Here is a 6,088-nt window from a genome sequence, read left to right as displayed (position 1 = left end):
CGCGAGATGCAGCGCTCGGAGTTGGTGACGGTGCCATCCTTCTCGCTCCAGCTGCTGGCCGGCAGCACCACATCGGCGTACGCCAGAGTGTCACTGTCGGCCATGCACTCGGAGACGATCACCAGCGGGCAGGCCGCCAGCGCTGCACGCACTCGTGCGCTATCCGGCAGGCTCACCGCCGGGTTGGTCGCCATGATCCACAGCGCCTTGATTTCGCCACGCCCCAGCGCCGCGAACAGCTCGACCGCCTTGTGACCAGGCCCCTCGGGCAGGTTCGGTGCCTGCCAGAACTCGCTGACCAGCGCCCGCGCACCCGGCGTGTCGTAATCCATATGTGCCGCCAGCTGGTTCGCCAGGCCACCGACTTCGCGGCCGCCCATCGCATTGGGCTGCCCGGTGATGGAGAACGGCCCCGCCCCCGGCAGCCCGATCTTGCCGCCTGCCAGATGGCAATTGATGATCGCATTGCCCTTGTCGGTGCCACTGGTCGATTGATTCACGCCCTGGGAGAACAGCGTGACCACGTGCAGCTGGGTGGCAAACCAGTAATAGAAGGTCTCGAGACGCTCCACATCGATATCGCAATCCCGCGCAATCGCGGAAAGCGAGCAATCGTCACGCTTCGCCTGCTTGATTGCCGCATCGAAACCCTGGGTGTGGGCCTCCAGATAGAGGCGATCGGTGCGTCCGCGCTCGGCCATATAGGCCAGCAAGCCATTGAAGAGGCGCGCGTCGCTACCGGGGCGAATGCCCAGATACAGGTCCGCGATCTCGCAGCTGTCGGTCAGGCGCGGGTCGATCACCACGATACGCAGCAAGGGATTGTCGATACGCGCCTGCTTGAGGCGCTGGAACAGCACCGGGTGATTCCAGGCCAGATTGCTGCCGACCAGCACCACCAGCTCGGCACGCTCGAGATCCTCGTAGCTGCAAGGCACGGCGTCTGCCCCGAAGGCACGCTTGTGCGCCACGACCGCCGAGGCCATGCACAGCCGCGAATTGGTATCCAGGTGCGGCGTACCGATGAAGCCCTTGAACAGCTTGTTGGCGAGGTAATAGTCCTCGGTCAACAGCTGCCCCGACAGATAGGCGGCGATGCTGTCACCACCATGGGTGCTGCGCAGCTCACCGAAGCGAGCGGCGATCAGCTCCAGTGCCGTATCCCAGCTCACCTCTCGCAGCACGCCTGCGGCATCGCGTATCTGAGGCTGCGTCAGACGGCCGCTGGATGACAGTGTCTCGGCAAGCGCAGACCCCTTGACGCACAGACGCCCGTAATTGGCCGGATGGTCGTTGTCGCCGCTGACGGCGGTGATCCTGCGCTTGAGCTCACCGCTCTCCTGCGCCCGGGTTTCCAGCTCAAGTGACACGCCACACCCGACACCGCAATACGGGCAGGTCGTCGAGGCGCTACAGGGGGAAGACTCACTTGTGCTCTGGGGCTTGCTGGCCTGCATCGACATCACTCCCTGGTGCAGTAAGCATGAAAAAAGGCGCCTGATGACCCGCCACGTAATGTGCGGTCATCAGGCGCCTTTGCCTGTCGTTGTCAGTCCTGGTCTGCCCTGCAGACTGACAATGGAAACTGATGGTGGATACGATCTCGTCATGCCGATGGGTGCGCAATCTCGTCTTCGAGACGTCGACATGGCGTGCATGATTGAAGAGCCGCCGTTGGCCGGTTCACGAGTCTCGCAACAGTGAAGCTTGCCGAGTCACGAACCCTCAATCAGGTATCACACCAATGACCTGATAGACGCACTTAACAGACCAACCCTGACCAATCATCAGAAATAACAATCACTTGGCCGTCATAAGCTACCGAAGCAGGAGGCGAACAGCGCGAGACGGCCAGCGCCAGTCACCGCTGACGCACCAGCCATGTGCATCAGCGCATGCGACTGCACCAATCCCTGCCTTGATGCCTCCCTGAACCGCGACCGGCTCGACCATGCCAGGACCTCGCCTCGAGTATCTGCAACTGCAAGTGAATGAAAAATAGCGGCTTTCTCTGAAGCGGCACCGAATTCGCCTGAGTATCGGCAGGTTGGGTCAATGACGACCCCGAATCGCAGGTCTCGCAGCGCATCACTCCGATGAGTGACATGCAGCAGCCAACGGTCCGCCAGACCTGCCGCAGTTGTGGGTGACAGCGACATCGTCACCTGACACTGCAACTCGCTATCCAATGCTTAGCCCTCATCTTCCAGGCAAAGGCGCCTGCTTGACGTCGTGATCATCACGGCGGCAAGCAGGCGCTTTTTTTATGCGTCCAGAACGTCAGCGCAAGGAGGCAGAATGCATCCGTCATCTACCACCCGCGAGCCTACGCCAGCACTGGTCATCATCGGCCACGGCATGGCGGCGCAGAAGCTGTTGGAGCAGCTGGTCTCGCTGAGCCCTGATCAGCAGCTGCCCTGGCCGGTCACGGTGATCGGCGAGGAGCCCCACCTCCCCTACAACCGCATTCAGCTCTCGCCGCTATTGGCCGGCGAGACACGAACCGAAGGCCTGATCAGCCAGCAGGCCGACTGGTTCTCGCGGCACGGCATCACACGAATCAGCGGCGACCCCGTCAGCCAGATCGATCGCACCGCCCGCTGTGTCGAGACCGCCAGCGGCGACCGAATCCCCTATCAGCGGCTGGTGATCGCGACCGGCTCACGCCCGGCGCTGCCCCTGCCTCTGCCCGCTCACCTGCCAGAGGCGTCGTCCGCCAATGACTGGCCGCCGGGACTGATGGGCTTTCGCGATCTGAAGGATGTCGAGCAGATGCAGGCCGCCTGCCTTGCCGGACGGCAGGAGGGCGCCGGCGCACTGGTCATCGGTGGCGGGCTGCTCGGGCTCGAGGCCGCCGAGGGCCTGCGCAAGGGTGGCCTTGAGGTGACGCTGCTGCAGCGCAGCGAGCGCCTGATGAACCGTCAACTGGATGAGGTCGCGGCCGGACTGCTGGAGCAGGAGCTTCGCGAGCGTGGCCTCGACATCATCACTGGCGCGCACCTCGAAGAGTGGCTCGAGTCCCCGGCGGGCCGCATCAGCGGCGTGCGCCTCAAGGATGGCCGCGAACTTCACGCCGGACTGACCATCGCCGCCACCGGCATTCGCCCCGAAATCGAGCTTGCGCGTGCTTCAGGGCTGGCCTGTCAGCGCGCCATCCAGGTCGATGGCCATCTGCTCACGAGCGATCCGCACATTCACGCGCTGGGCGAATGCTGTGAGGTGGCTGGCGAGACCTTCGGCCTGATCGAGCCCATCTGGGCGCAGATCGAAGTGCTCGCCCGCCAGCTTCTCGCGCAACCGACTCCGCCCTATCGCAATGCGCCACTGGCGACGCGCCTAAAGGTCAGCGGCATCGACCTTTACAGCTGCGGCGAGCTTGCCCCCCAGCCGAATGACGAGGTGCTGGTCTATCAGGACCACGCCCTGGGCGACTACCGCCGACTGCTGCTGCGCGAGGAGCGCCTGGTCGGCGTGGTGCTCTACGGCGACGTCAGTGCCGGCAACGCCCTGTTCGAAGCGCTCAAGGCCGGCACGCCACTGGCCCGGATTCGCGAAGACCTTCTGCTGATGCCGGCAGAAGCCCTGGCAGGACTGACCCAGGACGGCCCGCCGACGGCGCCCGATGACCCCAGCGGCAAGCCGGGCACTCAAGACATGACAGACCAGCATCGTGATCGCGACACCACAGACAAGACCGACAACACCCCTGACACCTTCGAGGAGGCCGCATGAAACACCTGATCATCATCGGCAATGGCATGGTTGGCCATCACTGCGTCGAGCAGCTGATCGCACTGGGTGCCACCGCGCACTACCAGATTCATGTCTTCGGCGAAGAACGCCACATCGCCTACGACCGCGTGCATCTCTCGGAGTATTTCACCGGGCGTGATGCCGAATCTCTCGCGCTCGGCACCGCCGACGACTACCGCAAGGCGGGCGTCACCCTGCACCTCGACGAGTGTGTCACCGCCATCGACCGCGATGGCGGCCATGTCATCACCACGCGCGGGCGCTACCCCTACGACAGCCTGGTGCTGGCGACCGGCTCGACCCCCTTCGTGCCGCCCATCCAGGGCCTCGGTGAGCCGGGAAGCGAGGCCGCCGCCAGCAATCGTCTGGTCTACCGCACCCTGGAGGATCTTGATCAGATTCGCGCTGCCGCCGATGGCAAGACACATGGCGTGGTGGTCGGCGGTGGCCTGCTGGGGCTGGAAGCCGCCAATGCCCTCAAGTCACTCGGCCTGGAAGCGCATGTCGTCGAATTCGCGCCACGCCTGATGCCGGTGCAGCTGGATGAGGATGGCGGCCTTGCGCTCAAGCAACACATCACTGCGCTGGGCGTGGGGGTGCACCTCAATCGCGCCACCACCGACATCGTGCCCGGCGAGCACCACCAGTGGCGGATGAACTTCTCCGATGGCGAGCATCTGGAGACCGACCTGATCGTGTTCTCTGCCGGCATCCGCCCTCAGGACGCGCTGGCACGCAGCGCCAGCCTCGAGATCGGCGAGCGCGGCGGCATCATCATCGATGACGAATGCCGCACCTCAGACCCGGAAATCTTCGCCATCGGCGAGTGCGCCCTGTGGCAATCGCGCATCTTCGGGCTGGTCGCGCCGGGCTATCAGATGGCCCGCGGCGTGGCGTCCCTGCTGGCTGCCAGCGCTGGCGATGCCGCAAGCGCCTCTCAGGAGAGCTTCCGCTTCCAGGGCGCCGACATGTCCACCAAGCTCAAGCTGCTGGGCGTGGATGTCGGCTCCATCGGTGACGCACACGGCAAAACCGAGGGCGCGATCAGCTATCGCTACTGTGACGAGGCCGACGGCGTCTATCGCCGCCTGATCGTCTCGCGGGACCGCAAGCAGGTGCTGGGCGCGGTACTGATCGGCGACAACTCGCGCTACGACACCCTGCTGCAGTACGTCACCAACGGCATCACGGCACCCAAGGACCCGGCGGCACTCATCCTGCCGGATGCCAGTGGCGAAGCCATCACGCTGGGCGCGGATGCCCTGCCCGACAGCGCCACGCTGTGCTCCTGCCACAACGTCTCCAAGGGCGATGTCTGCAGCGCCATCGATGCCGGCAACAGTGATCTGGGCGCCATCAAGGCCTGCACCAAGGCCAGCACCGGCTGCGGAGGCTGTGCGGCGCTGCTCAAGAAGGTGGTGGATGCCGAGCTGGAAAGTCGTGGCGTCGAGGTCGATCGCTCACTGTGCGAGCACTTCGCGCACACGCGTCAGGAGCTCTACTCGCTGGTGCGCGTCGAAGGCATCGAGACCTTCGCCGAGCTGATGGCCAGCCACGGCCGCCATCCGGATGCCCTGGGCTGTGAGATCTGCAAGCCGGCGGTGGGCTCGATTCTGGCCTCGTGCTGGAACGCGCCGATCACCGAGTCCTCGCACATTCCGCTGCAGGACACCAATGACACCTTCATGGCCAACATGCAGAAGAACGGCACCTATTCCGTGGTGCCGCGCATCCCCGGCGGCGAAATCACGCCGGACAAGCTGATCGCCATCGGTGAGATCGGCAAGCGCTACAACCTCTATACCAAGATCACCGGCGGCCAGCGCATCGACCTCTTCGGTGCCCAGCTGCATGAATTGCCGGACATCTGGAGCGAGCTGATCGCCGCCGGCTTCGAGACCGGCCACGCCTACGGCAAGTCCACCCGCACGGTGAAATCCTGCATCGGCAGCACCTGGTGTCGCTATGGCGTGCAGGACAGCATGGCGATGGCGCTGACGCTGGAAGACCGTTACAAGGGCCTGCGTTCCCCGCACAAGCTCAAGTTCGCCGTCTCCGGCTGCACCCGTGAATGCGCCGAGGCCCAGAGCAAGGATGTCGGCGTGATCGCCACCGAGAACGGCTGGAACCTCTACGTCTGCGGCAACGGCGGCATGCGCCCGCGTCATGCCGAGCTGTTCGCGACCGACCTGGATGACGAGAGCCTGATCCGCACCATCGACCGCTTCCTGATGTTCTACATCCGCACCGCCGACCGCCTGCAGCGCACCTCCGTCTGGCGCGAGGGCCTCGAAGGCGGCCTCGACTATCTGAAAGAGGTGATTCTCGAGGACAG

3 protein-coding genes are annotated in these 6,088 nt (G+C 64.5%); 2 read left to right on the top strand and 1 reads right to left on the bottom strand.

Going from position 1 to position 6,088, the window contains the following annotated elements; all coding sequences use genetic code 11:
- On the bottom strand, positions 1-1,457 hold a 1,457-nt coding region (locus AC4FAH_RS04690; RefSeq protein WP_490245713.1), incomplete at its 3' end, for a molybdopterin-dependent oxidoreductase.
- An 841-nt stretch (positions 1,458-2,298) separates the two neighbouring features.
- Here AC4FAH_RS04690 and AC4FAH_RS04685 point away from each other — a divergent pair.
- Positions 2,299-3,732: an NAD(P)/FAD-dependent oxidoreductase gene (locus AC4FAH_RS04685; RefSeq protein ID WP_153636552.1), complete on the top strand. Its 1,434-nt coding sequence runs from the start codon at positions 2,299-2,301 to the stop codon at positions 3,730-3,732.
- Positions 3,729-6,088 (top strand): nitrite reductase large subunit NirB (gene nirB, locus AC4FAH_RS04680; RefSeq protein WP_490245712.1); only part of this gene is annotated, 2,360 nt, incomplete at its 3' end. The genes AC4FAH_RS04685 and nirB, both read left to right, overlap by 4 nt.

Source organism: Cobetia sp., assembly GCF_983723665.1.
This window is presented reverse-complemented; position numbering and strand designations above follow the sequence as displayed.

Coding starts and splice junctions, on each gene's coding strand:
- AC4FAH_RS04685 (WP_153636552.1), top strand. CDS start 2,299: ATGCATCCGTCATCTACCACCCGCGAGCCTACGCCAGCACTGGTCATC.